The sequence below is a fragment of the Euzebya pacifica genome (genome assembly GCF_003344865.1).
In the GTDB taxonomy this organism is placed as follows: domain Bacteria; phylum Actinomycetota; class Nitriliruptoria; order Euzebyales; family Euzebyaceae; genus Euzebya; species Euzebya pacifica.
In genome coordinates, this window is the sequence record NZ_CP031165.1 from 2,559,738 (window position 1) to 2,586,467 (window position 26,730).

At 70.9% G+C, this 26,730-nt stretch carries 25 protein-coding genes and 1 other RNA gene; 11 read left to right on the plus strand and 15 right to left on the minus strand.

The window, feature by feature from the left end; translation table 11 throughout:
* Nucleotides 1–43: 43 nt before the first annotated feature.
* Both DVS28_RS10805 and arsB read right to left on the minus strand, forming a co-directional pair.
* Nucleotides 44–364, minus strand: coding sequence for an ArsR/SmtB family transcription factor (locus DVS28_RS10805; protein WP_216826550.1), 321 nt, complete (start codon nt 362–364; stop codon nt 44–46).
* Nucleotides 361–1,476 carry an ACR3 family arsenite efflux transporter gene (arsB, locus tag DVS28_RS10810; RefSeq protein WP_114594122.1) on the minus strand — a complete coding sequence of 372 codons (1,116 nt, stop codon included), beginning with the start codon at nt 1,474–1,476 and terminating at the stop codon, nt 361–363. Before arsB ends, DVS28_RS10805 begins: the two co-directional genes overlap by 4 nt.
* A 199-nt stretch (nt 1,477–1,675) precedes the next feature.
* On the opposite strand from arsB, the gene DVS28_RS10815 reads away from it, so the two are divergent.
* The gene (locus DVS28_RS10815) at nt 1,676–2,737 is read left to right on the plus strand and encodes a cell wall-binding repeat-containing protein (RefSeq protein WP_164710384.1); all 1,062 of its coding nucleotides are present in this window, start codon (nt 1,676–1,678) and stop codon (nt 2,735–2,737) included.
* A gap of 19 nt (nt 2,738–2,756) precedes the next feature.
* On the opposite strand, the gene DVS28_RS10820 is transcribed toward DVS28_RS10815, so the two are convergent.
* Complete coding sequence (locus DVS28_RS10820; RefSeq protein WP_114591457.1) at nt 2,757–4,181, minus strand: MBOAT family O-acyltransferase; 1,425 nt, start codon at nt 4,179–4,181, stop codon at nt 2,757–2,759.
* Between the two features lie 91 nt (nt 4,182–4,272).
* Between DVS28_RS10820 and DVS28_RS10825 the strand changes: the two genes are divergently transcribed.
* From DVS28_RS10825 to DVS28_RS10835, 3 genes are read left to right on the plus strand one after another with little or no spacing between them, the layout of a single operon-like run.
* Entirely contained in the window at nt 4,273–5,460 is a 1,188-nt protein-coding gene (locus tag DVS28_RS10825) for a Nif3-like dinuclear metal center hexameric protein (protein ID WP_114591458.1), read from the plus strand.
* Nucleotides 5,457–6,185: a zinc ribbon domain-containing protein gene (locus tag DVS28_RS10830; RefSeq protein WP_114591459.1), complete on the plus strand. Its 729-nt coding sequence runs from the start codon at nt 5,457–5,459 to the stop codon at nt 6,183–6,185. The genes DVS28_RS10825 and DVS28_RS10830 overlap by 4 nt, the downstream gene beginning before the upstream one ends.
* A 25-nt stretch (nt 6,186–6,210) precedes the next feature.
* Complete coding sequence (locus tag DVS28_RS10835; protein WP_164710385.1) at nt 6,211–7,497, plus strand: type 1 glutamine amidotransferase family protein; 1,287 nt, start codon at nt 6,211–6,213, stop codon at nt 7,495–7,497.
* Nucleotides 7,498–7,524: 27 nt separating this feature from the next.
* On the opposite strand, the gene DVS28_RS10840 is transcribed toward DVS28_RS10835, so the two are convergent.
* Together DVS28_RS10840 and DVS28_RS10845 are read right to left on the minus strand one after the other, a co-directional pair.
* Entirely contained in the window at nt 7,525–7,770 is a 246-nt protein-coding gene (locus DVS28_RS10840; RefSeq protein ID WP_114591461.1) for a hypothetical protein, read from the minus strand.
* Nucleotides 7,771–7,973: 203 nt separating this feature from the next.
* Nucleotides 7,974–8,543, minus strand: coding sequence for a hypothetical protein (locus DVS28_RS10845; RefSeq protein WP_164710386.1), 570 nt, complete (start codon nt 8,541–8,543; stop codon nt 7,974–7,976).
* 90 nt (nt 8,544–8,633) lie between these two features.
* On the opposite strand from DVS28_RS10845, the gene rnpB reads away from it, so the two are divergent.
* Nucleotides 8,634–8,984, plus strand: an RNA gene (gene rnpB / locus DVS28_RS10850) — RNase P RNA component class A.
* A gap of 40 nt (nt 8,985–9,024) precedes the next feature.
* Here the strand turns inward: rnpB and DVS28_RS10855 are convergent.
* The gene (locus DVS28_RS10855) at nt 9,025–9,327 is read right to left on the minus strand and encodes a hypothetical protein (protein ID WP_114591463.1); all 303 of its coding nucleotides are present in this window, start codon (nt 9,325–9,327) and stop codon (nt 9,025–9,027) included.
* A gap of 75 nt (nt 9,328–9,402) precedes the next feature.
* On the opposite strand from DVS28_RS10855, the gene DVS28_RS10860 reads away from it, so the two are divergent.
* The 4 genes from DVS28_RS10860 to DVS28_RS10875 all read left to right on the plus strand — a co-directional run bounded on the left by DVS28_RS10860 (nt 9,403) and on the right by DVS28_RS10875 (nt 14,793).
* Nucleotides 9,403–11,559, plus strand: a complete 2,157-nt coding sequence (locus DVS28_RS10860) for a cell wall-binding repeat-containing protein (protein ID WP_114591464.1) — start codon at nt 9,403–9,405, stop codon at nt 11,557–11,559.
* A gap of 89 nt (nt 11,560–11,648) precedes the next feature.
* The gene (locus DVS28_RS10865; RefSeq protein WP_114591465.1) at nt 11,649–12,638 is read left to right on the plus strand and encodes a phosphotransferase; all 990 of its coding nucleotides are present in this window, start codon (nt 11,649–11,651) and stop codon (nt 12,636–12,638) included.
* A complete protein-coding gene (locus DVS28_RS10870) occupies nt 12,635–13,510 on the plus strand; it encodes a 3'(2'),5'-bisphosphate nucleotidase CysQ family protein (protein WP_216826551.1) in 876 nt (291 codons plus the stop codon). Before DVS28_RS10865 ends, DVS28_RS10870 begins: the two co-directional genes overlap by 4 nt.
* Before the next feature lie 350 nt (nt 13,511–13,860).
* Nucleotides 13,861–14,793 (plus strand): aldo/keto reductase, encoded by a 933-nt coding sequence (locus DVS28_RS10875; protein ID WP_114591467.1) that lies wholly within the window; start codon nt 13,861–13,863, stop codon nt 14,791–14,793.
* Here the strand turns inward: DVS28_RS10875 and DVS28_RS10880 are convergent.
* Complete coding sequence (locus DVS28_RS10880; protein WP_216826553.1) at nt 14,778–15,791, minus strand: ERCC4 domain-containing protein; 1,014 nt, start codon at nt 15,789–15,791, stop codon at nt 14,778–14,780. The two genes, DVS28_RS10875 and DVS28_RS10880, sit on opposite strands and share 16 nt — an antisense overlap.
* 42 nt (nt 15,792–15,833) lie before the next feature.
* Complete coding sequence (locus tag DVS28_RS10885) at nt 15,834–16,721, minus strand: MBL fold metallo-hydrolase (protein WP_114591468.1); 888 nt, start codon at nt 16,719–16,721, stop codon at nt 15,834–15,836.
* Between the two features lie 84 nt (nt 16,722–16,805).
* Here DVS28_RS10885 and DVS28_RS10890 point away from each other — a divergent pair, with 84 nt between their 5' ends.
* Nucleotides 16,806–18,458: a dihydroxyacetone kinase subunit DhaK gene (locus DVS28_RS10890; RefSeq protein ID WP_114591469.1), complete on the plus strand. Its 1,653-nt coding sequence runs from the start codon at nt 16,806–16,808 to the stop codon at nt 18,456–18,458.
* A 63-nt stretch (nt 18,459–18,521) separates the two neighbouring features.
* Here DVS28_RS10890 and DVS28_RS10895 read toward each other — a convergent pair whose 3' ends face one another.
* Entirely contained in the window at nt 18,522–20,423 is a 1,902-nt protein-coding gene (locus DVS28_RS10895) for a trypsin-like serine protease (protein WP_114591470.1), read from the minus strand.
* Nucleotides 20,424–20,615: 192 nt separating this feature from the next.
* On the opposite strand from DVS28_RS10895, the gene DVS28_RS10900 reads away from it, so the two are divergent.
* Nucleotides 20,616–22,034, plus strand: coding sequence for an RNB domain-containing ribonuclease (locus DVS28_RS10900; protein ID WP_114591471.1), 1,419 nt, complete (start codon nt 20,616–20,618; stop codon nt 22,032–22,034).
* 27 nt (nt 22,035–22,061) lie between these two features.
* On the opposite strand, the gene DVS28_RS10905 is transcribed toward DVS28_RS10900, so the two are convergent.
* The 6 genes from DVS28_RS10905 to DVS28_RS10925 form a co-directional block, all read right to left on the minus strand.
* On the minus strand, nt 22,062–22,535 hold the full coding sequence (locus tag DVS28_RS10905) for a YbhB/YbcL family Raf kinase inhibitor-like protein (RefSeq protein WP_114591472.1): 474 nt from the start codon (nt 22,533–22,535) through the stop codon (nt 22,062–22,064).
* 7 nt (nt 22,536–22,542) lie between these two features.
* Nucleotides 22,543–23,910 carry an amidase gene (locus DVS28_RS10910; RefSeq protein WP_114591473.1) on the minus strand — a complete coding sequence of 456 codons (1,368 nt, stop codon included), beginning with the start codon at nt 23,908–23,910 and terminating at the stop codon, nt 22,543–22,545.
* Nucleotides 23,907–24,116 (minus strand): hypothetical protein, encoded by a 210-nt coding sequence (locus tag DVS28_RS28340; protein WP_164710387.1) that lies wholly within the window; start codon nt 24,114–24,116, stop codon nt 23,907–23,909. The genes DVS28_RS10910 and DVS28_RS28340 overlap by 4 nt, the downstream gene beginning before the upstream one ends.
* A gap of 84 nt (nt 24,117–24,200) precedes the next feature.
* The gene (locus DVS28_RS10915; RefSeq protein ID WP_114591474.1) at nt 24,201–24,944 is read right to left on the minus strand and encodes a hypothetical protein; all 744 of its coding nucleotides are present in this window, start codon (nt 24,942–24,944) and stop codon (nt 24,201–24,203) included.
* Nucleotides 24,945–24,995: 51 nt separating this feature from the next.
* Nucleotides 24,996–26,231 (minus strand): phosphoserine phosphatase SerB, encoded by a 1,236-nt coding sequence (gene serB / locus DVS28_RS10920; protein WP_114591475.1) that lies wholly within the window; start codon nt 26,229–26,231, stop codon nt 24,996–24,998.
* Between the two features lie 90 nt (nt 26,232–26,321).
* Nucleotides 26,322–26,699, minus strand: a complete 378-nt coding sequence (locus DVS28_RS10925) for a DUF4333 domain-containing protein (RefSeq protein WP_164710388.1) — start codon at nt 26,697–26,699, stop codon at nt 26,322–26,324.
* Between the last annotated feature and the right edge of the window lie 31 nt (nt 26,700–26,730).

Below are 26,730 nucleotides of genomic sequence, written 5' to 3' on the forward strand. Positions count from 1 at the left end.
TGCACTCGTGAAAAGGGCGGGTACGTGTCGCAGGTGGGTCGCCTCAGCCGCACGGCCTCCGCAAGCGCGCGGCCTCGGTCGCCTGCTGGCCGATCGTCTCGAGTGCCTGGCCTGTCCTGGAGATGGGTCCAGCGACGAGCCGGTACCACGTGTAGGCCCCCTCTCGCTCGGCCTCGACCATGCCGGCCTCGCGCAGGATCCTGAGGTGGTGGCTGACCGTGGGCTGCTTGGCGCCGGTCTCCTCCACCAGGTGGCAGGTGCACAGCTCCTCGCCGGCGAGCAGCTGGATGATCCGCAGGCGCAACGGGTCGGTGAAGACCCGCAGCTGCTCGACGGTCAGGTCGACGTCGACCGCGGCGTTCACCGCGTGCCCCCGTCGGCTGCCGGATAGAAGCGACGTCGTGCCCACAGTGCCACGTAGACGAGCCCGACCAGGACCGGCACCTCGATGAGCGGCCCGACGACGCCGGCGAGCGCCTGACCGGAGGTCGCACCGAACACGCCGATCGCCACCGCGATGGCCAGCTCGAAGTTGTTGCCGGCGGCGGTGAAGCTCAGCGTCGCGTTGCGCTCGTAGCCCAGGCCGAGTCGAAGGCCCAGCGCGAACGACAGGCCGAACATGATCGCGAAGTAGGCCAGCAGCGGCAGCGCGATGCGCACGACGTCGAAGGGTCGGGAGGTGATGGCCTCGCCCTGCAGGGCGAAGAGCATGACGACGGTGGCGAGCAGTCCGTACAGCGCCCATGGGGAGATGCGTGGAAGGAAGGTCTGCTCGTACCACTCCCGTCCCCGGGCCCGTTCGCCGAGCACCCTCGAGGCCACGCCGGCCAGCAACGGGATGCCGAGGAACACCAGCACGGCCTTGGCGATCTCCCACAGGCCGACGTCGAGTGCTTGCTGCTCCAGTCCCAGCCAGCCCGGGAGGACGGAGAGGTAGAACCAGCCGAGGACGCTGTAGGCGACGATCTGGAAGACCGAGTTGATCGCCACCAGGAAGGCTGCGGCGTCACGGTCGCCGCAGGCGAGGTCGTTCCAGATCAGCACCATCGCGATGCAGCGGGCCAGCCCGACGATGATCAGGCCGGTGCGGAACTCGGGCAGGTCTGGGAGCAGCAGCCACGCGAGCGTGAACATGAGGGCCGGGCCGATCAGCCAGTTGAGCACCAGGGATGCGCCCAGCAGTCGCCGGTCCGATGCGATCGCCCCGAGCTCCCCGTACCGGACCTTCGCCAGCGGCGGGTACATCATGATCAGCAGGCCGATGGCGATCGGGACCGAGACCGTGTCGATCTTCGCGGCGTCCAGGGCATCGGCCACGCCGGGGAGCAGCCGTCCCAGGAGCAACCCGACAGCCATGGCCACGCCGATCCACACCGGCAGGAAGCGATCGAGGACCGACAGCCTGCCGAGCACCTCCGCATCGGCGGACGCTGGCGGGACGTTGGCCGGCGGCGTGCCGGTTCGGGTGTCTGACATGGCAGGGCTCCAGGTCTCGAACGGGAGAGCGGTCATCGACGGCGGTTGATGACATCAACGCGCACTGATGCTATCCGCGATTCGAGGCGGGAACCACGACCGGCTTACGAGTGGCGAACACCACGCCGTCAGGACAGCGGGAGGAGTAGCGTTGCCCCGCGTCGTCCCACCAGGTGACGGCCCGACCCCTGGAGGGACCGTGCGCCTGCCCCCCGTGCTCGGGATGGTGCTGCTCGTGATGGCCGCCACCCCGGTTTCCAGCCAGTCCTCGTTCCCCGCGGACACGATCGCGATCGTCAAGACCGAGGAGACGCCGCCGAACGTCGAGATCGCCATCGCCCTGAGCGAGGCGACGCCCCTGCCCGACGTGCGAACCATCGTCGTCGGCCGAAACGACGAGTTCGCCGACTCATTGGCCTCCGGTGTGCTGCAGGCCGACAAGCCGTTGCTGCTCGTGCCGGGAGAGGGTGCGGTACCGGAGGACCTGCGCGCCGAGATCCAGCGGCTGGGCCCGGAACGGGCCATCCTGCTCGGCGGGACGGCCGCCATCGCCGCAGAGGTGGAGGCGGAGCTCGCAGCCATGGGGCTGGCGACGGAACGGCGCGCTGGCGGGTCCCGGTTCGAGACGGCCATCGCGATCGCCACCCAGGACGCACCGGAGGCCGACACGATCATCCTGTCGCGCGCCTTCCCCGCGCCGGGCGCAACCGACCCGACCCAGGCCTTCGCCGACACCCTGGCCGCCGCAGGCATGTCAGCGGACTCGGGCTGGCCGGTCCTGCTGACCGAGACCGAACGGCTGACCGCGTCGACCCGCGACTACCTGGCGACGTCCGGGGCGACACGCGTGGAGATCATCGGGGGCACCGCGGCCATCGGACAGGCCGTCGAGGACGAGCTGGTCGCGATGGGCATGGCCGTCGAGCGTCTGGCCGGCCCCAGCCGTGCCGCGACCGCCGTCGCCATCGCCGACAAGCGGGGTGCGGCTGACGCCGACGAGGTCGCGCAGGTGATCCTCGTCCAGGGACAGGAGCAGACGTCCTGGGCCGGCGGCTACGCCGCTGCAGCCCACTCGGCGCTGTTCGACGCCCCGATCGTGCTGGCGTCCACCGACACCCTCCCGCAGGAGACCATCGACTTCCTCGCCGGCAACGGCGCCCGCTGGGCGCAGGAGGGCACGGGAGTCAGGTTGACGTGCGTCACCGTGCCGTCGTTGTGCGAGGAGGCGCGGCTGGCGCTCGGCCTGCCGCCCAGCCAGTGACCCGGCCCGGCCGTCACGGTCAGAACTGGAAGTAGATGAACGGGGCGACGCCGACCGGGCCGAGGGTCTCGATGACGAGGAGGGCACCGGCCAGCGCCACGCCCTGCGCCACGACGGGCACGCGCGAGAAGCCCGCCTGCAGCCGTGCGCCCGTGCCCTCGGGCAGGAACTGCACGGCCAGGGCACCGGCGATGGTGATCGGCAGCCACCAGTACGGCACCGACGGGTCCAGCGCCGCCGGAGTGGTCCAGCCGGTCACCAACCGGCCGAGGATCGTGCCGGCCGCCGTGAAGGTCTCGGCACGGAAGAACACCCAGGCCAGGCACACGACGTGGAAGGTGATCAGGCCGCGCAGCAGACGGGTGCGGAAGCCCTTCGGGTCGTGCCCGCCCACCAGCACGCCCTGCCGTTCGACGGCCTGCCACACCCCGTGAATGCCACCCCAGATGACGAAGTTCCAGGCGGCCCCGTGCCACAGGCCCCCCAGCAGCATCGTCAGCATCAGGTTGACCTTGGTCCGGCGTTCGGTCCCGCGGGACCCGCCGAGGGGGATGTAGAGGTAGTCGCGCAGCCAGCGGGACAACGTCATGTGCCAGCGTCGCCAGAAGTCCTGGAGGGTCACGGCGATGTAGGGACGGTCGAAGTTGTCGGGGAACCGGAACCCCATCAGCAACGCCACGCCGATGGCGATGTCGGTGTACCCGGAGAAGTCGGCGTAGATCTGCACCGCATAGCCGTAGATCGCCAGCCCCACCTCCAGCGCGTTGAAGCGTTCGGGGTTGGCGAACACCCGGTCGACCAGCTCGGTGGCCAGCAGGTTGGCCACGACCACCTTCTTGAACATCCCTGCGGTGATCAGCCCGAACGCCCGGGCCGCATCGACCGACCGCGGGTCCTGCCGCTGGCGCATCTGCGGCAGCAGCTCGCTGGCCCGCACGATCGGCCCGGCGACCAGCTGGGGGAAGAACGACAGGTACATCGCGAAGTCCAGCAGCGGCACGGCCTCGGTGTCGCCGCGGTGGATGTCGACCACGTAGCTGATGGCCTGGAAGGTGAAGAACGACACCCCGACGGGCAGGACGATCTGCAGCAGGGGAGGGGCGACCGTCACCCCGATCGATGCCAGCGAGTTGGTGACCGACGTCACGAAGAAGCCGTAGTACTTGAAGAACCCGAGCACGCCGAGGTCCGCGACGACCGTCAGGGCCAGCACCAGGGAGCGCGCCCGACCGACCGGCAGCCGCGACACCGCCGTGCCGCCGAAGTGGTTGACCAGCGTCACCCCTGCCAGCAGCAAGCAGAAGCGCGGGTTCCACCAGCCGTAGAAGACATACGACGCGACCAGCACGAAGAACTTCCACTCGCCGCGCCGGGGCATCAACAGCCATGATCCGGTCAGCACGACGACGAAGAAGACCGCGAAGTCGATCGTCGGGAACAGCACCTGCGGGCAGCGTAGGTCAGGGTGCCGCGCCGGACGGGCAGGCCGGTCCTGCGGAGCGCACCGGGGTCTTGTCCACTAGGATCCCGCGGACATGCCAGACCGATCAGCCAGCACCGCCGGGGACCCGTTGGGCGCATGGATGCGCGGACTGTCGGCCCTGTACCCGCCCGCCGACGCGGAGGGCTGGGATCAGGTCGGCCTGCACGTCGGCGATCCGACTCGCGACACCGTCACCGGGGTCCTCGTGGCCCTCGACGTCACCGAGGCGGTGCTCGACGAAGCCGACGACCTGGGGGCCGACCTCCTGGTCGTCCACCACCCGCTGCTGTTCTCGCCGCTGCGTCGGCTGACCCCCGAGACCGCCTCGGGCCGGCTGGCCCTTCGCGCGGCACGCCAGGGCTGCGCGATCCTTGCCGCCCACACCAACGTCGACAAGGCCGCGGACGGCACCTCCCATCCGGCGGCAGCGGTCCTCGGCCTCCTCGACCGACGTCCCATCCAGCCCCTGCCCCCACCCGGCCGGGTGAAGGTCATCACGCTCGTGCCGGCCGAGCACACCGATGTCGTGATCGACGCGATGACCGCGGCGGGCGCCGGGGTCATCGGCGACTACACGGGTTGTGCGTTCACCACCGCCGGTGCCGGCCGGTTCGAGCCGGGGGACAGCGCCGACCCCCACATCGGGACGCGTGGGCAGACCGAACACGTCGTCGAGGACCGCATCGAGATGGAGGCCCCGCGCGACCGGGTGCCGCACGTGCTCGCAGCCCTCCGCCAGGCCCATCCCTACGAGGAAGTCGCAGTCGACGTCGTGCCGTTGCTGGACGTCGGCCCTCCCACCGCCAGCCGCGGCCTGGGCCTTGTCGGTCGGCTGCCCGAGCCCCGCTCGCTGGCCGAGGTCGCCTCCGCGCTGGCCGACGGCCTGCCCTCCCCACACCTGCGGTTGGCCGCCGTCGACGACGACCCCACCCGCGAGGTGACCACGGTCGCGATCTGCGGCGGAGCGGGGGACAGCCTCATCGGATCCGTCATCGGTGCCGACGGCCGCCCCACCGTCGACCTGTTCGTCACCGGCGACCTCAAGCACCACCCGACCCTCGACGCCCTGACCATGGGACTGTCGTTGATCGACGCCGGCCACTTCGCCACGGAGAACCCGGCGATGGACGACGTTGCCACACACCTGCGTGCGCAGGCTGCGACCATGGGGCTGACGGCACCCGTGCATCGCTCGACGCGCGCCACCGACCCCTGGACCGACTGGAACCGCACGACATGAAGGCCACCCCCCAGCAGCAGCACGACCTGCTCCTCCTCGCCGACACCGACGAGGAGATCCGGCTGCTCCGCCACAAGCGCGCCAACCTGGAGGAGCAGAAGGTCCTCGAGCAGCACGAGGAGACCCTCGTGAAGGTGGTCGACGAGCTGGTGGAGGCCACGAAGACCCAGGACAACCTGACCGCCCAGTCCACTCGCCACGAGCGCGAGATCGAGACCGTCGACGCCCGCCGCAAGTCCTCGGAGGCCAACGTCTACTCCGGCCGGATCACCAGCGAGAAGGAGCTCGGCGCGCTCCGCGAGGAGATCCGCTCCCTCCAGCACCGCAAGTCCGACCTGGAGGACTCGCTGCTGGAGATCATGGAGCAGCTGGAGGAGAGCAGCTCGCTGGTCGACGAGCTGACCGCTCGCCGGAGCGAGCTCAAGGACCAGATCGCCGACCTCGAGAACCGACGCGACCACGCAGCCACCGACATCGACGCCGAGATCGAGCGGCTCGAGGCCCGGCGCGCCGAGGAGGCCAGCGGCATCGACGACGAGGTCATCGCCGTCTACGACGGCCTGCGCGCCAAGCGGAAGGGCCGTGTCGTGGCCAAGCTGGAGGGCAAGACCTGCAAGGGCTGCTACATGGAGCTGACGGCCATCGAGCTGGAGGACATCAAGGAGGCCGCCGCGAACAGCCTGGCCTACTGCCAGCAGTGCGGCAGCATCGTGGTTGTCAGCTGAACCCGGTCCGGTCAGTCTCTGGAGCATGACTTCCGGAACGCTGGTTCTGATGGGGTCGGGCGAGACGACCCCGACGATGGTGACCACCCACCAGAAGCTGTTCGCGACCACCGAACAGCGCAGCGGTGGGGGAGTCGATGCGGTCCTGCTCGACACGCCGTACGGCTTCCAGGAGAACGCCGCGGAGATCAGCGACAAGGCGAAGCACTACTTCGCCCACCACGTGGGACGCGACGTGCGGGTGGTCAGGGCCGGCCGCCTGGACCGGGCCGACGCGCTCGCAGTCGAGTCCACCCTCGACACGGTGCGTCGCGCTGACTGGCTGTTCTCCGGGCCGGGCAGCCCCACCTACGCCATCGGTCAGTGGTCGACGGCCGGGTTCGCCGATGCGTTCGCCGCGATCGTCGACGGCGGTGGCACCGTCGTCCTTGCCAGCGCCGCCGCGGTCACCACCGGCACCCGGACCATCCCGGTCTACGAGATCTACAAGGCGGGCGTCGTCCCGTCGTGGGCGCCGGGTCTCGGGGTCGTCGAGCAGGTCCTCGGCTGGCGCTGTGTGGTCATCCCGCACTTCGACAACGCCGAGGGTGGTACCCACGACACGCGCTACTGCTACCTCGGCAAGCGTCGCCTGGAGCTGCTGGAAGCCGACCTCGACGCCGACGAGTGGGTGCTCGGCATCGACGAGCACACCGCGGCCATCCTCGACCTCGACGCCGGGACCATGCGGGTCGAGGGACGCGGTGGCGTGCACGTCCGCCGCGACGGCCAGCCCATGGCCAGCTGGGTGGCGGGGGACACGGTCTCCCTGGTGGAGGTCGGTTCCGGCACCGCCAACGGCACCATCGCCATCGACGACGAACCGGCGCCCGGCCTCGACGGGGTCGAGCCTGCCCCAACCCCCATGGACGAGCAGGTCGCCGCCCTCGCCCGGGCGTTCGACACGGCGTTGGACGACCTCGACGCCGACGGGGCGACGCGGGCGACGCTGGACCTCGAGGAGCTCATCCGCGCCTGGGGGGCCGACACCCAGGAGTCCGACGAGCACGACCGGGCGGTCCGGACGCTCCGGGGGATGCTGACCAGGCTGGGACGGCTGGCGGGCGAGGCCATGCACGACCACCGCGAGCTCGTTCGGCCGCACATCGAGACGTTGCTGCATGTCCGCGATGACGCACGGACCCGCAAGGCCTTCGAGGTGGCCGACCACATCCGCGTGCACATGGACGCCGACGGCGTGCGGGTGCGCGACACCCGTGAGGGGACCGAGTGGGACTGGGACGAACCCGACCTGTCGCCCCCCGAGAAGTAGCCGTCAGTCGGTCGGGACGACCAGCCGTCAGTCGGTCGGGACGACGAGTCGCGAGGTGTAGATGCGGCGTCCGCCGACCAGCAGGATCTCCAGCACCTCGCCCTGGCTGCCGGGGCGCATCAGCGCCGCGGGCAGGCGGTTGATCGCGACGTAGTCCTGCCAGTCGCCGATCGGTCCGTCTCCCGTTGCGCTCGTGCGTCGCACGCGGCGACCGACGACCTCGTAGACCGCACCCGACTCGGTGCGATAGATCTCCAGCGTTGCGGTGGTCACGCCATCGAGTATCCGTGGTCGGTGAACGCTGTCCACTGTCCGCTGGGACCTTTGACCCACGCCGGACACAACCGAAACGGTTCTGTAAGGATTCGACCCCCCGGGTGGGGTAGGGGCGTCTGCCGGCATGCCGGAGATGGCCGCGACCGTGGAGTTCCTGATACGGGGGTTGTGCCCTGTGCCGGGCGTGCCGCGCGATCGGTTCAGCGGACTGGGCCCGGGTGGGCCGCCAACGCCTGGGCCTGGGTCATCATGGTCGGCAGTCCCGGCCCGTGCGCCTCGACCGCGGCCAGCCGGATCGGCCAGCCGGTGCGGTCGGTCAGGACCCCCGTCCGGGCTCGGTAGCCGGGGATGACGCCATGGTCGGTCGGCAGGTCCACGAGGTCGTAGTTGCCGTGCTCGCTGATGGTGGTGTCGGCCACCTGCTGTGCCGTCAACCATGCGACGAACACCTGGCAGCTGGCCTGCGGCCATCGGACGACCGTAGCCGGGACCGCCCCGTAGGTCGTGATGTGCCCGGCATGCACCACCAGGTGGTTCTGCAGGGTCGTCGGCATCAGCAACACCTCACCGACGATCCCCTTTCGGCGGATCTGTGCGGGGTTGGCGTTGGACCCGATCGCCAGCACCGCGATGCGGTCGGTCGTGCTGATGGAGTGGGGGACCGGCACGACGGCGTCGGCCGACACCATCACGGGGCCGGAGGGCCACATACCGGGATACACCGCCGGGTCGTCCAGCGGCGCAGGCCCATAGTCCTCGATAAGTCGCACCGGCGACCGAGTGTGCGCCATCGACGAGTGGCCGTGTCGACCGCACGGCCGATTGGTCCGCCGGCGCGTACGATGCGGGATGGTCAGGAGGGAGTCGGTCGGACGGCCGCGGCGGGGCAACCCGTCGAGGAAAGTCCGGACTCCACAGGGCAGGACGCCGGGTAACTCCCGGGCGCAGTGATGCGTGGAAAGTGCAGCAGAGAGCAGACCGCCAGCGGCCCGGGAAACCGGGTGCGGGTAAGGGTGAAAGGGTGCGGTAAGAGCGCACCGGCGTCGGCGGCAACGTCGGCGGCCAGGCATACCCCGTCCGGAGCAAGGCCAAGCAGGTGCGACGAGGCTGCCCGCCGAGCACCGGGTAGGCCGCATCGAGGTCGACGGAGACGTCGGCCCCAGACAGATGGTCGTCCCCGACAGAATCCGGCTTACAGACCGGCTCCCTCCCGACCGCCTGCTGACCTGCGGAAACGCAGGTCAGCCGTCGTCAATCGTGTGCTCCTGGGGCAGATTCGGTCTTGAGGATCAGCGCCTCGCCGACGGGCTGCCGTCGTCGGTCGAGTGCGTCGTAGGCGACGCCGGTGAGCTCGACAGAGCGTTCCCACAGGTCGCGGACCAGGTCGGTGTCCGCACCGATGCCCTCGGGGCGGGTCGCCTCGGCGGTGCCCGGGACCTCGCGCCGATCCATATCGAGGATGTCCAGCGCCTGATCTTCGACCCCCTCACTCCGGACCAGACCGAGGCCCTCGCCGACGCCATGTCCACCATCGGGGAGCACCTCTGCGAACACCCCGAGTTCCTGAACCCCAGCTGAGTCGCGCTCGAGCCCTCGACCGGGTTCCCCTTGCGTGCTTGAATCGGTCACATGGGTGCCCGTTGCTTGCTCCTGGCCGTGCTGCTGTTGACGGTGGGGGTGCTCAGCCCACCGGTCCCGGTGTCAGCTCAGGACGGCCCTGCCTACGACGACATCCTCGGCGCATGGGAGGTCTCGTTCGACGGCGACCGCGACCACGTCGCTGAGGGCGTGCTGATCTCGGTCACCACGTCGGGGCAGGACGCCGGGGGCAACCCCATGTACATGGCCACCATCACCGACAGCCGTTGGCACGGGTGCTTCACCGATGGCGACGTGCTGTGGTCCGACGTGCGACAGTTCCGGATCACCAGCAGCCGGGCGCAGTACCGCGCCGGTGGTGGAATCGACAGCGCCTGCGAGGACGCCAGCCCCGACATCACCTTGGAGCACGACGACCCAGTCAGCCTTCAGGTCAACAGCTGGGTGCTGACCCGGCCCGGGGCGTTCACCCCGGACCCCGACCGCATCGTCGGCACGTGGGCGACCTACGACGGCGACCTGACCATCGAGATCAACGGTCAGCCCAACCGGTACTCGGGCACCGTCGTTGCGGTGGGCCCGGACTCCTGCCACGAGGTCGGCGATCAGATCCTGCCGGACCTGACCTTCGGACTGGGCGTGGAGGGGGTCGCGGGGAACTACCGCAGCGCCGACGCGGTGTTCGGCACGACCGAGTGCGTCCCCGGGAGCGAGATCGGGGTCAACCTGATCGAACGCGCCGACGGGACAATCGGACGGATCGACATTGGCCGCGGTCAGGAGTTCCACCCGCGAGTAGTGAGCCTGGGGCCCGCAGAACCGGTCGGGGACCCCGGAACCGGCGTACTACGGCCCGTCGACGCGCAGCTGGCGCGCTTCCGCGGGCACTTCGGTGGCCTGCTGGGCGGCAACTCCAGCGAGGTCGCCTGGGACGGGGCCGACATGGTGCTGATCATCCGTCAGTCCCCCTGCTTCGACGAGATGGTCGTCGCCACGATCACCGGGGCCCGGTCGACCGATGACGGCGTCTCCGCGACCGCGAGCTTCGTTCCCGCTCCGCTGGACGCCAAGTGCGCGACCGTCGACCTCGGGGAGACGCCCATACGCCTGACCGATCGGGTGGAACGCGACCCGGAGAAGCCCGGGATCAGCACCCGCTTCGAGGACGCGCTCTTGACCATCGCCCCCGGGCTGGCCCCCAACCAGCAGACCGCCGTCAGGACGCTGAACGTCTTCGACGTGATTACCGAGGCTGAGCAGCCCGGCGGTGGGGTCGACCGGCGATCGCACCTGCAACGGGTCGAGACCTTCTTCGAATCGCTGCTCCTCACCAGTGGAACGTCGGGCGGGTTCGCGCAGGCCGAGGCCCTCCCCCTGCTGCTCGGCACCCTCGGCGCGTTTCCCGACGGCCTCGCCCTGGCGGGGGTCGCCGGCGCACGAGAGGGTGTCACGCTGCTGCTCGACCCCGAGGACCGCGCACTCAACCAGCTGCTGCTGGACGAGGTCGGACTGCCCGTCAGCGAGGTCGTGATCGCCGGGGGCCAAGCCGCCCTGCCCGACGCCGCCCTGCCTGACCTGCCCGACGTCCCGATGAGGCGAATCGCCGGTGCCAACCGCTTCGAGACGGCTGCCCAGCTGTCCGCGGCGACGTTCGGACCGGGCGTGGGCACGGTGTACGTCGCCACCGGCGCCAACTTCCCAGACGCCCTGTCCGGGGGTGCCCAGGCCGCGCGGGAAGGGGCGCCGATCCTGCTTGTCGACGGCGACCGCATGCCCTCCTCCACCGACGCGGAGCTCCGGCGGCTGGCCCCACAGCGGATCGTGGTCCTTGGCGGCACCGCCGTCATCCCCGAGTCGATGGCCACGCTGCTGGCCGGCTACGCCCCGGTCGACCGACTGGCCGGACCGGACCGGTTGAGCACGGCCGTGGAGGTCAGCCGGGCGAGCGCCGGAGCGGTCCGGGGCCGCGTCCTGACCGCTCCCGGAGGCGACTACCCCGACGCGCTGGTACTCGCGTCCGCTGCATGGATCTTCGACGGCCCGCTGCTGCTGCTCTCCGACGGCGCCGTCCCGCAGGTCGTGCTCGACGAGATCGCCCGGCTGCAGGTGAACGGCATCGAGCACCTGGGTCCATCCCCCTCTATCGATGCGGTCAGCCAGCTGACGAGCGTCCTCACACCCGAATGACCGCCGCCGCCTGAATCGCCAACACCCCCGATGGTCCCGCGGTTGGGCCGTCGACTCGGTCTCTGCGGGGCACCGATAGGCTCTCGCTGGTGACCGGGTCTGCGGAGGTTGATGCCGAGCTTGGGGCGTCAGTGCGCCGGGCAGCGGGTGCGCGTGCGATCGTGGCCACGGAGGCCGTGCAGGACCTTTGGAGCGGATACGGACGGATCCTGCGGTGTCGCCTGGACGGTGGGCCGCACTCCAGCGTCATCGTCAAGCATGTGCGTTGGCCCGACGAGCGCGACCACCCCCGTGGGTGGAGCACCGATCGCTCCCACGAGCGGAAGCTGGAGTCCTACCGGGTTGAGACCGCTTGGTATGAGCGGTACGCACGAGACTGCCCCGACGAGTGCCGGGTGCCCCGCCCGTTGGCCCTTGAGGCGCGCGCGGAGGAGGTCGTCCTCGTCATGGAGGACCTCGACGCGTCGGGCTTCGACGGCCGCCGTCAGCAGGTGAGCCGCGCGGAGCTCGATGCCTGTGTGTCATGGCTGGCCAGCTTCCACGCCACCTTCATGGGCACAGCACCGGATGGGCTGTGGCCCACAGGCACCTACTGGCACCTCGCAACGCGCCCCGACGAGCTCGCCGCCCTCGACGACGGCGCCCTCAAGGCGGCGGCCCCGCTGCTCGACCATCAGCTGTCAGCCACTCCCTTCCAGACGCTCGTCCACGGCGACGCGAAGGTGGCCAACTTCTGCTTTGACACCAACACGGGCCGGGTCGCGGCCGTCGACTTCCAGTACGTCGGCGGCGGGTGCGGCATGAAGGACCTGGCCTACTTCATCGGCAGCTGCCTGGACGCCGACGAGTGCGAGCGGCTGGCTCCTGACCTCCTCGACCGGTACTTCGACGTGCTCGGCGCTGCCCTCGTGCGCGCCGGCCACGACGTCGACGTCGTCGCCCTGGAGGAGGACTGGCGGGCGCTGTACCCGGTGGCGTGGGCGGACTTCACCCGGTTCCTGCGGGGATGGAGTCCTGGTCACTGGAAGCTGCACCGATACGCCGAGCGCCTCACTCGCGACGCCGTGGCCTCGCTGTGACGCTCGGGACCGCGGATCTGACCGCCCTTGCCGACGCCGCGAGGTCGGCCGCGACTGAAGCGGGGCGGATGATCGCGCGCACCCGGCCGCGCGAGATCGAGCACAAGGCCGAGGGGGCCAGCCTTGCGTCGCAGGTGCTGACCGAGGTGGATCGCCGCAGCGAGCAGATCATCCTTGATCACCTCCAGCCCACGATCGAACGCTTCGGGCTGGCCCTCCTCACCGAGGAACGCGACGACGACGGCGGGCGCTTGGTCGCCGAGCAGTTCTGGTGCATCGATCCCCTGGACGGGACCCTGCCGTTCATCGAGGGCAGGCCGGGCTACGCGGTGTCCATCGCGCTGGTCGGGCGCGACGGCAGCCCGTTGATCGGGGTGATCTACGACCCCGTCGAGGCGACGCTGGTCCATGCGATCCGGGGTGTCGGGGCCTTCCGTGACGGCATCGCCTGGACCCGTGAGGCGAGCGATGATGGTGGGGCGCTCACGCTGTTCGCCGACCGCAGCTTCCTCGACGGGCAGGATGGCGACGCAGCCGTTGCCCCATTCGAGCAGATCGCCCAGGAGATGGGCCTGGACAGTGTGCGCCTCAACGCGACCGCCGGCGCGGTGATGAACGCGCTGGGCGTCCTCGGCAGCCCCCCGGCCTGCTACGTGAAGGACCCCAAGCCCCGGGGTGGGGGCAGCCTGTGGGACTTCGCCGCCACGGCATGCGTGTTCCACGAGGTCGGGGCGGTCGCCACCGACATCAACGGTCACCCCCTCGACCTGAACCGGGCCGACTCCACGTTCATGAATCATCGCGGAGTCCTCTTCGCCAGCAACGATGCTCTGGCCCGCCGCATCCGGGCAATCCGTCGTGGTGGGAACTGACGGCAGATCGCGATCGCCGATGGACGCGCCGGCAGGACGCGGGAATGCCATGCGCCTCAGCGACCTCGCTGACGCGGCCAACATGTCCCAGCGTCGCCTGACCCACCGCCTCCGCGTCCTCGAGGCTCCCCGTGGCCGAACGCTGGGTCTGTCACTGCACGGATGTTGTCTCGGTCGAACTGCTGGGGGCAACGACGGGGCACACTGCACCCGGTCGTTCCGCGGGACCGCCGACTGGCCGTCCTCGTCGGCCTCGCGCTACAAGTGTGCGCACCATCCGGCGTAGGGACCGACTCCCTCCCGATCACCTCATTCACTGCTGCTGGACACCTCCCGTGACTGGAGAACTCGTGAAGACCTTCACCCTGCCGGGGACCGACCTCACCGTCCCCAACGTCGTGCTCGGCGTGATGCGCATCGAGGACAAGACCGACGAGGAGGTCCGTACCCTCGTCGGGACGGCGATGGACTCGGGCATCACGTTCTTCGACCACGCCGACGTGTACGGGTCGGACGTGCACGGCTGTGAGCGGCGGTTCGCCGAGGCGATGCGCTGGACGTCGTCGGAGCGCGAGCAGGTGGTCCTGCAGACCAAGGCCGGGATCGTCCCGGAGGGCCCGTACTTCGACTACTCCCACGAGCACCTGGTGCGGTCGGTGGAGGGGTCGCTGGCGGCGCTCGGCACCGACTGGATCGACATCCTGCTGCTCCACCGTCCCGACGCACTGGTCGAACCCGAGGAGGTCGCCCGGGCCTTCGACGACCTGGCGGCGGCCGGCAAGGTCCGCCACTTCGGCGTGTCCAACCACACACCCGGGCAGATCGAGCTGCTGCGGAGGTCGGTCCAGCAGCCACTCGTGGCCAACCAGCTCCAGCTGTCGGTGACCCACGCCCCGCTGGTGGCGCAGGGTGTGGCCGCGAACATGCAGGCCCTCGATCAGTCGATCAGCCGTGACGTCGGCACCCTGGACTACTGCCGCCTGCACGACATCACCGTGCAGGCCTGGTCGCCGTTTCAGGCCGGGTTCTTCACAGGTGTGTTCCTCGGCTCGCCGGACTACCCCGAGCTGAACGCCGTGATCGACCGGCTGGCCGCGCAGTACGACGTGCCGGCCATCGCCATCGCCACGGCGTGGATCACGCGCCACCCGGCCCAGATGCAGGTCGTGCTGGGCACCACCACTCCGGAGCGCGTCGCTGGTGCCGCCCTCGGTTCGGACGTGCCGTTGACCCGCGCGGAGTGGTACGAGATGTTCCGCGCAGCCGGCTACACCGTGCCCTGATCGCCCTGGTCGTCGTGGCCGCCCGGATCGGCGGATGACGAGCGGGCTGCCTCGAAGGCCTCGCGCACGTGCGTCGGTACCCGTCCCTTGTCCGACACGGGGATGCCGGCGTCCCTGGCCCAGCGACGGACCTCCGCGGCCGAGGCGGTCGTGGTGGGGCCGGGCCCGGCGTCGACCTCGACGACAACGCCGGTCAGGTCGGCCATGACGCCGGCCGCCTGACGGTCCTCCTCGACATGTGCGAGGGCGGCGCCGAGGAAGCGGTAGGCCCACTCCTGTGCCAGCTTGCGGGTCTCGGCGAACACGATCGGGACGGTCGGCACGCGAACCGACAGCTCGGCGATCGCCTCGGCGACCGCCGCGGGGCGCACGAACTCCAGGCCGAACACCGCCGAGTAGCGCTCCTCGACGACGATGGCGGCCCGTGGAAGACCAGCCAGCTCGGCTGCTTGGTGGCGGATCCGCCCGTCGAGCAGGCCGCCGGCGAGGTCGTCCAGTGACTTGCGCTCGACCGCGGCGACCAGCCGCCCGGCCGCGTCCTCGACGGCGTAGTCGCCGATCGGGAGCTTCCGCTTGACGACCTCGGCCTGCTGGGCAGAGAACGACCATCCCCGGCGCTCGTTGGTGTCGGCGATGATCACGAGGACCCGACCGCTGGCCCGTGCGGTCGGCAGGCTGACGTTCGGCCGCGCCTGCTTGGCGACCTTCGCGGTCTGCCAGAAGATCATCTGTCGACCCCGTGCGCGGGTGAACACGAACTGGGACCGGTTGAGCTGCTTCCGATCCAGGACGAGGTCCACGGCCGCGCCTCGCCGCCTGCAGGTGCGCACCGGCACTCGCTCGAGGATCTCGGGCGCCTGCGGCCACTCGGCCGGGTGGCAGTACAGCCGGCTGGTTCGGGGCCAGGGCTCCTTGGTCTTCAGCACCATCCCGTGCTCCCCGAGGGGGATCCGGACGAGGTACGGCAGCGAAGTGCCCTCCTCGTGGTTGACCGCCACGAGGAACTCGCGCGCGTCGTCGTCGGTTCCGATGCCGGCATGCTACCGACGGGTCAAGCGCCAGCTGGGCATCCGAGCGACCAGGTCGACGAGGTGGTCGTGGAAGCGTTCCGCCGGGGCGTCGTGGCTCCAGCCGTGCCCGCAGAACAGGCGGTCGAACCGCAGGCCGGAGCGGGCGAAGCGGTCGAGGGAGGCGGTCTGGGCGTCCCAGGAGAACCAGCACGCACGCCGGAACGCCGTCAGCTGTTCCCGTCGCGGGTCCCACGCCAGCGAGTCGCCGCTGAACAGCAGGCGTCCGTCGACGTGGTACAGCACGCTGCCCTTGGTGTGGCCCGGGACGGGAACGGCGACGACGCCCTCCGTCGGCTCGACTGGCTCCGTGCCGTCGATCACGTCGGTGGCGTAGGGTGCCGCGGCGCGGTCGTCGGCGTGGATCCACACCCTGGCGTCGAACCGTTCCGCGTACCGGTCGGCGTCGGCGACATCGTCCCGGTGGGTCAGCAGGACGTGGGCGATTCCGCCCAGCGCCTCGATCGGTTCGACCAGCTGCCGGGTCCAGCGGGGCGCGTCGATCATCAGGTTGCCGTCGTCGCGGACCACCAGGTAGCTGTGGGCACCGAACGAGTCGCTGGCGTTGTGGCCGAGGCGGTGGACCCCGTCGCCGAGATCGTGTGGGTACACACCGGGTGGCGGTTGCCGTTCGCTGACGTGTCCCACCGAACGGGTCGGACAGACAAGGACCGCCCGCCACGCCATGGCCACCTCCTCCGCCGTGGCGGGCTGCCGGGTGAACACCGAGACGCCGTCGGAGGGGTTGCGGGCGATCAGGCCGGGAGCGACGTGCCGTGCGGCATCGCAGTCGATGCAGCGCGAGTCGACGAACCACGGTCCGGGTGCGCCCGCCGGGTGCCGCTGATCCAGCCGTGCCATGACGTCAGCATCGCACGGCGTCTCGACACGGGACAGGGGGGGTGGGACGCATGGTTCTGGTTCGGAGCGGGCACACAGGCGCACATGGGCACATCGCGCTTCCACAACGACCGTGACGAGCTGGTGCAGCAGGCCATCGACGGCCACCTGCGCACGACCCCTGGGCTCGCCCGGCTGGACGGCTATCCCGGGACCAAGGTAGTGGTGCGAACCGACGCCGACCCGGCAGCGGTCGCGATCCTCTCCGGCGGCGGGTCCGGGCACGAACCCGCGCACGTGGGCTATGTCGGGCAGGGCATGCTCACCGCAGCCGTGGCGGGCGAGCTGTTCGCCTCCCCGGCTGTGGACGCCGTCGAGACGGCCATCGCCCACGTCACGACCGAGGCCGGCTGTGTGCTCGTGGTCAAGGACTACACGGGCGACCGCCTGAACTTCGGGCTGGCCGCCCAGCGTGCACGCGCCGACGGCCACGAGATCCGCGTCGTCACCGTGGCCGATGACATCGCCCTTCCCGACGCCGAGCACCCGCGCGGCCTCGCCGGCACCGTCCTGGTGCACAAGCTGGCCGGTCACCTCGCCCGAGAGGGGGCCGATGTCGACACGATCGCCGAGGCAGCGCAGGCGCTGGCCGACGACTGCCGGACCATCGGGCTGGCCCTGACCACCGCGACGATGCCAACGGCGGGGGAGGAGGGCCGGTTCGACGACGACGTGGCCGAGGTGGGCCTCGGCATCCACGGCGAACCCGGGGTGGAGCGGATCCCCACCGGAGACGCCACGGACTACGCCGAACTGCTGGCCGACCGGTTGCTCGACGGCGCGCCCGACGGGCCGCTGATCGTGCTGATCAACGACCTCGGGGCGGTCCCCCCGGTGGAGCTGGGGGTGCTGGTCGACGCGTTGCTGGCCGGTCCGCTGGGAGAGCGGGCCGAGCTCGTGGTCGGTCCCGGCCGGTTCATGACTTCCCTCGACATGTACGGGGTCAGCGTCACCATCGCCCCGCTGGACGACCAGCGTCGTGCCGCCTTGACCTCCCCGGTCGAGCCGGCCGCCTGGTCGAGCCCCGTCCCGGTACGGGCCCCGGAGGTGCTGGAGCTGCCCACGCGGGAGGGCGGTGAGGCGGTGGAGCCATCGGACCATCCGGGTCGACGGACAGCGCTGGAGGCCGTCGCCGACCGCCTCGCGGCGGCAAGGGACGAGCTCGACACCCTGGACTCCGCGGTGGGTGACGGGGACACCGGTACGACGTTCGCCGCGGGTGGCCGAGCGATCGCCGAGTCCTTGGACGAGCTGCCGCTGGCCGACCTTCCCGCGCTGCTCGGCGCCCTGTCCGCCCGGGTCACGGGGGCCATGGGCGGGTCGGCCGGCGCGCTGGTCGGGCTGCTGCTGGACGGGATGCGCGGTGCGCTGGCCGATGGAGAGGAACCGCCGGCTGCGCTGGCCGCCGGGCTGGAGGCGATGCAGGAGCACGGTGGCGCCGCGGAGGGTGATCGCACGATGCTCGACGCGTTGTGGCCCGCCCAACGGGTCCTCGCCGACGGTGGTGACCTGGAGGAGGCAGCGGACGTCGCACGCAAGGCCGCGCAGGCCACCGCCGAGATCGACGAAACCGGCGCCGGACGATCCAGCTACGTCGGCGCCGACGCCCTCGTGGGCAATCCAGACCCGGGCGCCATCGTGGCCGCCCATGTGCTCGAGGCGTTCGCCGCTGCCGTCTGTGGGGGGACCGACGGCTGACGGGGTTCGGCGACGACGATGGCCCCGGCGGGTGCCGGGGCCATCGGGTCCTGTCGGTGCTACCTAACCGCCGAGCGCGAACGGATCGTTGGGGTCACAGCTGGTCCCGGCCGACGCGGCCTGTATCTGCTGGGTGGCCTCGTCGGTGACCAGCGCGGTCGAGCCGATGGCGAACACCTGCTTGTCGATGCCGCAGATCGCCGGGACGATCGCGTCGCGGAACCCGCCGGCGCTGTCGACGGCGACGAACAGCCCGCCGAAGTTGCCGACCAGCGACGACGCCGCCAGCACGTGGGTGAACGCATCCGGCTGCTCGAGGTTCACCGCGACCAGCACGTCGGGTTCGGTGATGGCCTCGCCCTCGAACTCGAAGACCTCGTCGTTGAACGTGAACAGCTCGCGCGTGTAGAAGGCGATGTCGGCTGCCGTCTCGAAGCGGGAGTCACCGAACAACGGCTGGACGAACCCGTCCTCGCCGATGATCGCCTGGATCTGGTCACGGACGTTCTGGGAGATGACCGCGTCGCCACCCAGGACCATGACCTCCGCAGGCAGGTTCTCCTGCAGGTACTCCGCGGCAGGGCCGCCGAGCTCGGCGGTGGGGGTCAGCAGGACGGGGATGCCGAACCAGCCGGAAATGGACCCGACGGTCACCGCGTCGGGCCAGTTGCCCTCGAAGGCGACGATCACGGAGTCGAACGGCGGGGCCTGGTCTCCGTTGACTACCTCGTTCACCTTGTCGGCGACGATCCGGGCGGTCTGCTGGCGACCCGCACCCGCCAGCCGCTCGACGACGAAGCCGGCAGCCTCGAGCGCGGCCGCCACGTCGGGACCGATGACGGCGGTGCCACCGAGGACGTAGATGGTCGAGCCGGGGTCCAGCGCTCGCTGGAACTCCCGCAGCGTGTCCTCCGACAGGGTCCCGTCGGGGTTCACGTACAGGAGCGGGCCGTAGTAAGACGCCAACGCCGAACCGCCGAGGGCGTCGGGGAAGTTCGCCGAGGCGGCGAGGACACCGAATGCCCCTGGGGTCTGGAACACGTACTGGGAGATGGCGATGGCGTTGTCGACGGCACCGTTGGGGTCGGTCTGGCCCTGGATGCGGACGACCATGTCCGCGGCACCGGTCGGCTGCTCGGCGACGGGGCCGGGGTCGGGCTCGCCCGGCTGGATGCCACCACCGATGATGCCCTGGATCCACTCGGCGTAGGTCGAGACCTCGGCGTAGACACCGGGCAGGGGGGCACCGCAGCCGATGCCGAAGGAGACGACACCGATCTGGACCGGCTGGTCACCGTCGATGAACAGCGGTCCGCCCGAGTCGCCCTGGCAGGAGTCCCGGCCCGGGTTGGCCTCGTCCTGGGTGGGTGCACCGGCGCACAGCATGTTGGGGGCGTTGAGGTTGCCGTACCCGGCGGCACAATCGGCATCCGACACGATCGGCACATCGACCTGCAGGAGCGTGTTCGACGCCTCACCGCCGGAGGTGGTCGTGCCGTAGCCGATCACGCGCACCTCGGTGCCTGCGGCTGGGTTCTGCTCGGGCGCCGTCGCGAACTGGACCGGTGTGACGTTCGCGGCCTCGTTGGTGCGGATCAGCGCGACGTCGTTGTCGGTGGTCGCCGCGTCGTAGTTGGGATGGATGATGATCTCTGCCGCGGTCAGCGTCTGGCCACTGCCGTCGGTCCAGTCGGTGGCGTTGACCACGAAGGTGGCGCTGCCGGGAGCCACGGACGGCTGGCCGCGGTCGTCGGCCACGCAGTGCGACGCCGTCAGGATCCAGTTGGGCGCGATGACCGAGCCTCCACAGCCCTGGCCACCGTCGAAGAGGAACGCGGCCATCCAGGGGTAGGCCCCCTGAGCGGCCGGGGTCCCGTTGACGATGTGGTAGTCCTCGGCCGTGGCCGACGGGGCAAGGGGCAGCACCAGCGCCATCGCGAGGAAGGCAAGCAGCAGTCGTCTCATGGGGGGTGTCCTGTCTCAAGGCGAGGACGGCCACCGGTGGGTGATCGTCCGAAGGGACGAAGGCAATCACGATTGCGGAGGTCGTGCGGCGCAACGCTCGAGAATTAATGAGTTGTGGAGTTCGACGACTGCGGAGCGTCACCTGCGGTCCTCGGGAGCCCTGTTCGCTAGCGTCTGCGCCGTGATGCCACGATGACCAGCAGCCGCCGTCGGGTCCCCACGGGGCCCCTCACCGACGCCCTCGCCGACCTCCGCGCAGAGCTCGAGGTCCCCACGGCCTTTCCTCCCGAGGTCGAGCAGGCAGCCGAGGCGGCCGCCGTTCGCGGTCCCCGACACGACCGCGTCGACGCCACGGACCTGCCCCTGGTCACCATCGATCCGCCGGGCTCGCGCGACCTCGACCAAGCGGTGCACGTTGCCGCCGAGGGTCGTGGGTTCGTCGTCAGCTACGCCATCGCCGACGTGGCGGCCTTCGTCGACCAGGGCGATCCGGTCGACGAGGAGGCATGGGTCCGCGGCGTCTCCCGTTACAGCCCCGACCGGGTCATCCCGCTCCACCCGCGCGCCCTGTCGGAGGGGGCTGCAAGCCTGCTGCCGGACGAGGATCGCCCGGCCGTGCTGTGGACCATCCGCCTTGGCGCCGACGGGGACATCGACGACGTCGCCGTCCGGCGGGCGACCGTCCGCAGCCGCGCACAGCTGACCTACGCCGAGGCGCAGCACGCCATCGACCTCGGCACCGATCCCATGCTGGTCCGGCTGTCCCGGGTCGGACGTCTCCGGGCCGAGCGCGAGTGGGTCCGCGGCGGGGTCTCGCTGGCGCTGCCCGACCAGGAGGTCCATCGCACCGACGACGGCACCTTCGACCTGCGCTACCGGGCACCACGCCCGGTGGAGGAGTGGAACGCCCAGATCTCCCTCCTCACCGGCATCGCGGCAGGCACCATGATGGCCGACGCGGGGATCGGCGTGCTCCGGACACTGCCCGCCCCCGATCCCGATGCCGTCCAGGCGCTCCGCCAGCGGGCGTGGGCGCTCGGACTGCCGTGGCCGCGCGAGATCCCCTACGCCGCGTTCGTGCGCACCCTCGACCCCCACGAACCGGTCGAGGCGGCCATGGTCTCCCTGGCCGCCGTCGGGCTGCGCGGCGCGGGGTACGTGGCCTTCGACGGCGAGACGCCCGACGAGCACCGCCACGAGGCCCTCGCCAGCGCCTATGCCCACGTGACCGCCCCGCTGCGACGGCTGGTCGACCGCTACGGCAGCGAGATCGCCCTCGCCCTGCATGCGGGGGTCCGCCCTTCCGGCTGGGTCCTCGAACGGCTGGACGAGCTGCCGAAGGCGATGGCGCGGGCCCGTGGTCGGGCAGGAGCGCTGGACCGTGCGGTCCTCGACCTCGTCGAGGCCCACGTGCTGGCCCCGCAGGTCGGTCGGACCTTCGCGGCGACCGTGGTGCGAACCTCCGACCGCGGCACCGACGTGCAGCTGCGACAGCCTGCGGTCACCGCACGGCTGGTGGGCGTCGAGCTGCCCCTCGGCACGGAGGTGCAGGTCCGGCTGGACGCCGTGGACGCCGCCGGGCGCACCGTCGTCTTCGTCCCGGCCAGCTGACCGAGACCCCTCGACGGCGCGGGTGGGTCAGGCCAGGCCGACCATCTCCGCGGTGCCGATGATGTGGCCCTCGGCGGCCTTCTTGAGTTCCATGCGGGTGATCCCCGGCGGGACGTCCAGGACCACGTCGAGGGCGAACAGCCGGAAGAACATCCGGTGGCGCCCCCGCTCGTCGAGCGGTAGCGGGCCGGTGTAGCCGGAGTTGTCGAACTCGTTGAGGCCCTGGCACAGCTCGAAGGTCTCGGCCTGCACGAGCGCCTGGTCGCCCATGTCCTCGGGCAGCTCGCTGGTCTCCTCCGGGAGGATGCCGTAGACCACCCAGTGGGTGACGACACCTTCGTCGGCGTCGCGGTTCTCGGCGATCAGGACCAGCTCGGCGGTGCCGTCGGGCACGCCTGACCAGCGGATGGGCGGGGAGACGTCGGTGCCGTCCTGGGTGAACCGTTCGGGCAGTTCGTCGTCGTGGTCGAATGCGGGGCTGGTCAGCTCGAACGCCGACATCGGTTGCCTACTCCTCGTGTGTGGTGGGTGTCGGGACAGGAAAGGGGTCGTGCTGGCGCGACGACACGGGGGCGGCGGCAAGGCCAGCACGCTCCAGCGCCGCGCAGGCCGACAGCACCGTGGCGTCGGCACCGCGCCGACCGATGAGCTGCAGCCCGATCGGGCGGCCGTCGAGTGTCTGGCCGACCGGCACGCTGGCGGCGGGCAGGCCGCAGAGGTTGGCCGGAAACGTGTAGGCGATCATCGCGTCGAGCATGTCGAGGTCGACCACGCCCGCGTCGAGCTCGGCGTCGGACGGTCGCGGGGGCGCCGCCGTTGCCGTGGTCGGGACCACGATGACGTCGACGGTCTCGAACGCGGCCTCGAAGGACTCGGCGAGGACCCGCCGAACCTGCTGGGCCCGCACGTAGTCGGCGCCGGTCACGTGGGCGGACATGCCGAGCGTGGCCCGCACGTCGGTGCTGAACCGGTCGGGGGTGTCCTGCCAGACGTCCCAGACCCCGGCGACGACCTCGGCCAGGGCAGTGGCGTAGCCCGCGGACATCGCCAGGTCGACGTACGGGATGCTGATGTCTGCCGCCGACAGCTCGGCCACGACCGCACGGCAGGCGGCATCGACCTCGGCATCGGGCCGGCCCCACCAGGACCAGTCGACCCCGAAGCGCAGCGGTTCCTCGCTGATGGCCAGCGGCACGTCGGCCATGACCGACAGCATCGTGGTCAGGTCCTCGGTGCAGCGGGCAAGCGGACCGATGTGCTCCACCGACCACCAGCCGACCGACATCTCCCCATCGGTGGGGACGAGGTCCCACGACGGCTTGATGCCGAAGACCCCGCACAGGGCCGCCGGGATGCGGATGCTGCCGCCCCCGTCGCTGCCCACCCCGAGGGGGATCAGGCCCGCACCGACCGCGGCGCCGGTCCCGCTGGAGGACCCGCCGGTCAGGTGGGTGGGGGAGTGGGGATTCACCGGTGTCGGCTGGGCCCCGCTGATCCCGGTCGGCGACAGGCCGAGCTCGGTGCAGTGGAGCTTGCCGACGATGATGGCCCCGGCATCCCGCAGCCGGCGGACGAGCAGGGCGTCGACGTCACCGTGGGCAACCAGGTCACGGGTTCCGGCGTGGCTGCGATAGCCGTCGACGGCCACGAAGTCCTTCACCCCGACGGGGACGCCCTCGAGGGGGCCGGCCGGCGTTCCGGCCGCGAGCCGTTCGGTCGACGTCCGCGCCTGGGCCCGCACGTCCTCGGCATCGACGCTGCGGAAGGCCTGCCACGGCCGTTCGGTGGGCCGTGCCGCGAGGAAGGCCTCGGCCACCGCGGTGGGGGTGGTGAGCGCGGCGGCGTAACCAGCCCGCAGATCGGCGACGGTGGTCACGACTGGCCCTCGTCGGGTCGTCCCGTGACGTCGTCGGGCACGAGTAGCGGACGCACCGCACCCAGCCGGGCATCACGGAGCGCGTCGAGCGGGACCAGGCTGCGGCCGGCCAGCCGAACGCCGGCACCGATGAACGGAATGCGTTCGGCGCGGGCGCTCATCTTCAGGGTTGCCCCCGTCAGACGACGCGGGGTCAGTCCTGCCATGCTGTCCTCGAGGCCCCAACACTCCGGGCGTCGGCCGTGGACCTTCTGCCGTTGCACACGTGGAGCAGCGTACCCCGGTCTGCGTCAGTAGAGATCGTTGGCCTTCAAGTGGGACAGGAACGCCTTGGGCGAGCCGGGGACGTCCAGGTAGCTCATCTCGCTCTCCCAGACCCGGACGAGCTGCTGCCAGCTGACGTCGCGCAGCTGGACGTCCTTGGCCTTCGGCTGGTGCGGCAGCTCGTCGGCCAGCGATCCGCGCAGCTCGTTGAGGCGGCCGGACAGCTCCGCAGCAGCCTGGCTGCCGGCGCGGTACACCACGGCGACGGCCAGCTGCTTGCCGAGGCGACGGGCGTGTTCGATGCCGCCGTCGATCAGCTCCAGCAGGCGGTCGCGGCCGGCGGTGCCCCGGTCGTTGCGGTCCATGACGGTGTGCACCAGGCACAGCACGTCGGGGGACTCGATGCGCACCGGCACCTCGACCGGCTCGCGCAGGCGGGCGATGTCGTCGTCGGTGGCGCCGGCCTCGCGGGCACGTGCGTCGGCGGCCTGCAGGTAGCCGCGGGACGGCTCCATCCGCGGGTCGGTGGCACGGCCCGTCCACAGCTGCAGCCGGACGGGCGGGGCCATGTCGGTGCCGCCGAACATCTGCAGCCGATAGGCGAGCCAGTCCTGGTCCTGGTGGGTCTCCAGGGACTGGAAGATGTTCCAGTTCAGCAGGTCGACGCTGAGCGGGTCACGGAGCGCGGCCTCGAAACGGGCATCGCCCAGCTCGGCGCGGGCCTTGTCGGGCCAGAACACGGGCATCGGCTTGGTCTTGGTGGTAGCCATGGCGGGACGAAGGGTACGCCGGATCCTCCGCCGCACACAGACGCGCCACCGCTACGGGGTGAGGGGGACCGGGGGAGGAGCGGGCAGATCCACGTCGGGGTCGTCGGCGTCGGCCCGTTCGACCTCCTCGCGGGTGATGCCGAGCAGGAACAGGACCGCGTCGAGGAACGGGACGTTCAGGGCCACCTCGGCCTGTTCACGGACAACGGGCTTGGCGTTGAAGGCGATGCCCAGTCCGGCGACGCCCAGCATGTCCAGGTCGTTCGCCCCGTCGCCGACGGCCACGGTCTGCGACAGGGGGATGCCCGCCTCGACGGCGATGCGCTGCAGGTGCTCGGCCTTGGCCGCACGATCCACGATCGGACCGACCAACCTCCCGGTCAGCCTGCCGTCGATGACCTCCAGCGTGTTGGCGTGGCTGTGGTCCACGCCGAGCTCGACGGCGAGGTCGTCGGTCACCTGCGTGAACCCGCCGGACACCATCGCGGTCACGTAGCCGAGGCGCGACAGGGTGCGCAGGACGGTGCGCGCCCCGGGCATCAACCGCAGGTGCTGGCGGACATGGGCCAGCGCCGACTCGTCGATGCCCTCGAGCAACGCGACCCGCTGGCGCAACGACTGCTCGAAGTCCAGCTCCCCCGCCATCGCCCGTGAGGTGATCTCGGCCACCTGATCGGCGCATCCGGCGTGGGCGGCCAGCAGCTCGATGACCTCGCCGTCCACGAGGGTCGAGTCGACGTCGAACACGATGAGGCGCTTGGCGCGACGGTGCAGGCCCGCCCGCTGGACGGCCACGTCCACCTGTTCCTCCGCGGCGGCGCGGCCGACCGCCGCCTTCAGGGACGCCCCGTCGCTGATGCCCGACACCAGCAGCTCGAAGCTGAGGATGGGGTAGCGCGACAGGCGTTCGATCCGGTCGATGTTGCCGCCGAGGTCGGCGATGGCGCTGGTCACGCTGGCGATGGCCGACGGCCGCAGCGGCATGCCCAGCATGGTGACGTGGTGGCGGTCGACGGGATCGCGCCGGTCCATGCGCTTGGCCTCGACCACATCGATCTCGCACTGCATCCCGGCGCGGCCCGTGACGGCGAACAGTGCGTCCTGGAGGCCTCCCGTGTCACCGGTGACGTGCACGACGATGCCCAGGACCAGCCGGCCGCGCAGGACCACCTGCTCCATGTCGGCGATGCGGGCACCGTGCTCGGCGAGGACCGTCGACAGCCGCGACGTCACGCCGGGGCGGTCGCGTCCGGTGACGATGATCAGCAGGGCGGTGTCGCGGTCCATGCCACCAGCCTGCACCGCGAAGTCGGTCCGACGCACACCGGGCTCGGCCCGACGGACACCCGATGGGGCCGCGACGGACCTCCCGCGGGGTCAGCTGTCGTCGCCGGTGCCGGACTCCTCGGGCGCCAGCACCTCCGTCAGCTCCCACTCCACGCAGACGTCGTCGGCCCCGGTCGCGGCGCCGATGTCGCTGCAGGCCTCGCTGTCGCCGGCCAGCTGGGTGACCTCGACCACGCCGACCGACCCGTCGGCGGCATGCACGCGACAGACGAACACGTCACCGGCGCGGGGCTCGATGCCCTCGGGACAGGTGACCTCCTCGAAGTCCACGGGGAAGCGCGCATCGACGTCGGCCAGGATCTGCTCCTCCAACGAGCCGGTGTCCAGGCCGCCGAACCGGAGGTCCAGGCCATCACAACCAGCGCCCAGGAGGGCGAGGAAAAGGAGGGGGAGGACGACTCGTCGCACGGGCGGATGGTAGCGGCCCGTGCAGGAGGAC

Coding starts and splice junctions, on each gene's coding strand:
- DVS28_RS10825 (WP_114591458.1), top strand. CDS start 4,273: ATGCCAGACCGATCAGCCAGCACCGCCGGGGACCCGTTGGGCGCATGG.
- DVS28_RS10860 (WP_114591464.1), top strand. CDS start 9,403: ATGGGTGCCCGTTGCTTGCTCCTGGCCGTGCTGCTGTTGACGGTGGGG.
- DVS28_RS10835 (WP_164710385.1), top strand. CDS start 6,211: ATGACTTCCGGAACGCTGGTTCTGATGGGGTCGGGCGAGACGACCCCG.
- DVS28_RS10890 (WP_114591469.1), top strand. CDS start 16,806: ATGGGCACATCGCGCTTCCACAACGACCGTGACGAGCTGGTGCAGCAG.
- DVS28_RS10895 (WP_114591470.1), bottom strand. CDS start 20,423: ATGAGACGACTGCTGCTTGCCTTCCTCGCGATGGCGCTGGTGCTGCCC.
- DVS28_RS28340 (WP_164710387.1), bottom strand. CDS start 24,116: ATGGCAGGACTGACCCCGCGTCGTCTGACGGGGGCAACCCTGAAGATG.
- arsB (WP_114594122.1), bottom strand. CDS start 1,476: ATGTCAGACACCCGAACCGGCACGCCGCCGGCCAACGTCCCGCCAGCG.
- DVS28_RS10830 (WP_114591459.1), top strand. CDS start 5,457: ATGAAGGCCACCCCCCAGCAGCAGCACGACCTGCTCCTCCTCGCCGAC.
- DVS28_RS10885 (WP_114591468.1), bottom strand. CDS start 16,721: ATGGCACGGCTGGATCAGCGGCACCCGGCGGGCGCACCCGGACCGTGG.
- DVS28_RS10915 (WP_114591474.1), bottom strand. CDS start 24,944: ATGGCTACCACCAAGACCAAGCCGATGCCCGTGTTCTGGCCCGACAAG.
- DVS28_RS10905 (WP_114591472.1), bottom strand. CDS start 22,535: ATGTCGGCGTTCGAGCTGACCAGCCCCGCATTCGACCACGACGACGAA.
- serB (WP_114591475.1), bottom strand. CDS start 26,231: ATGGACCGCGACACCGCCCTGCTGATCATCGTCACCGGACGCGACCGC.
- DVS28_RS10900 (WP_114591471.1), top strand. CDS start 20,616: ATGACCAGCAGCCGCCGTCGGGTCCCCACGGGGCCCCTCACCGACGCC.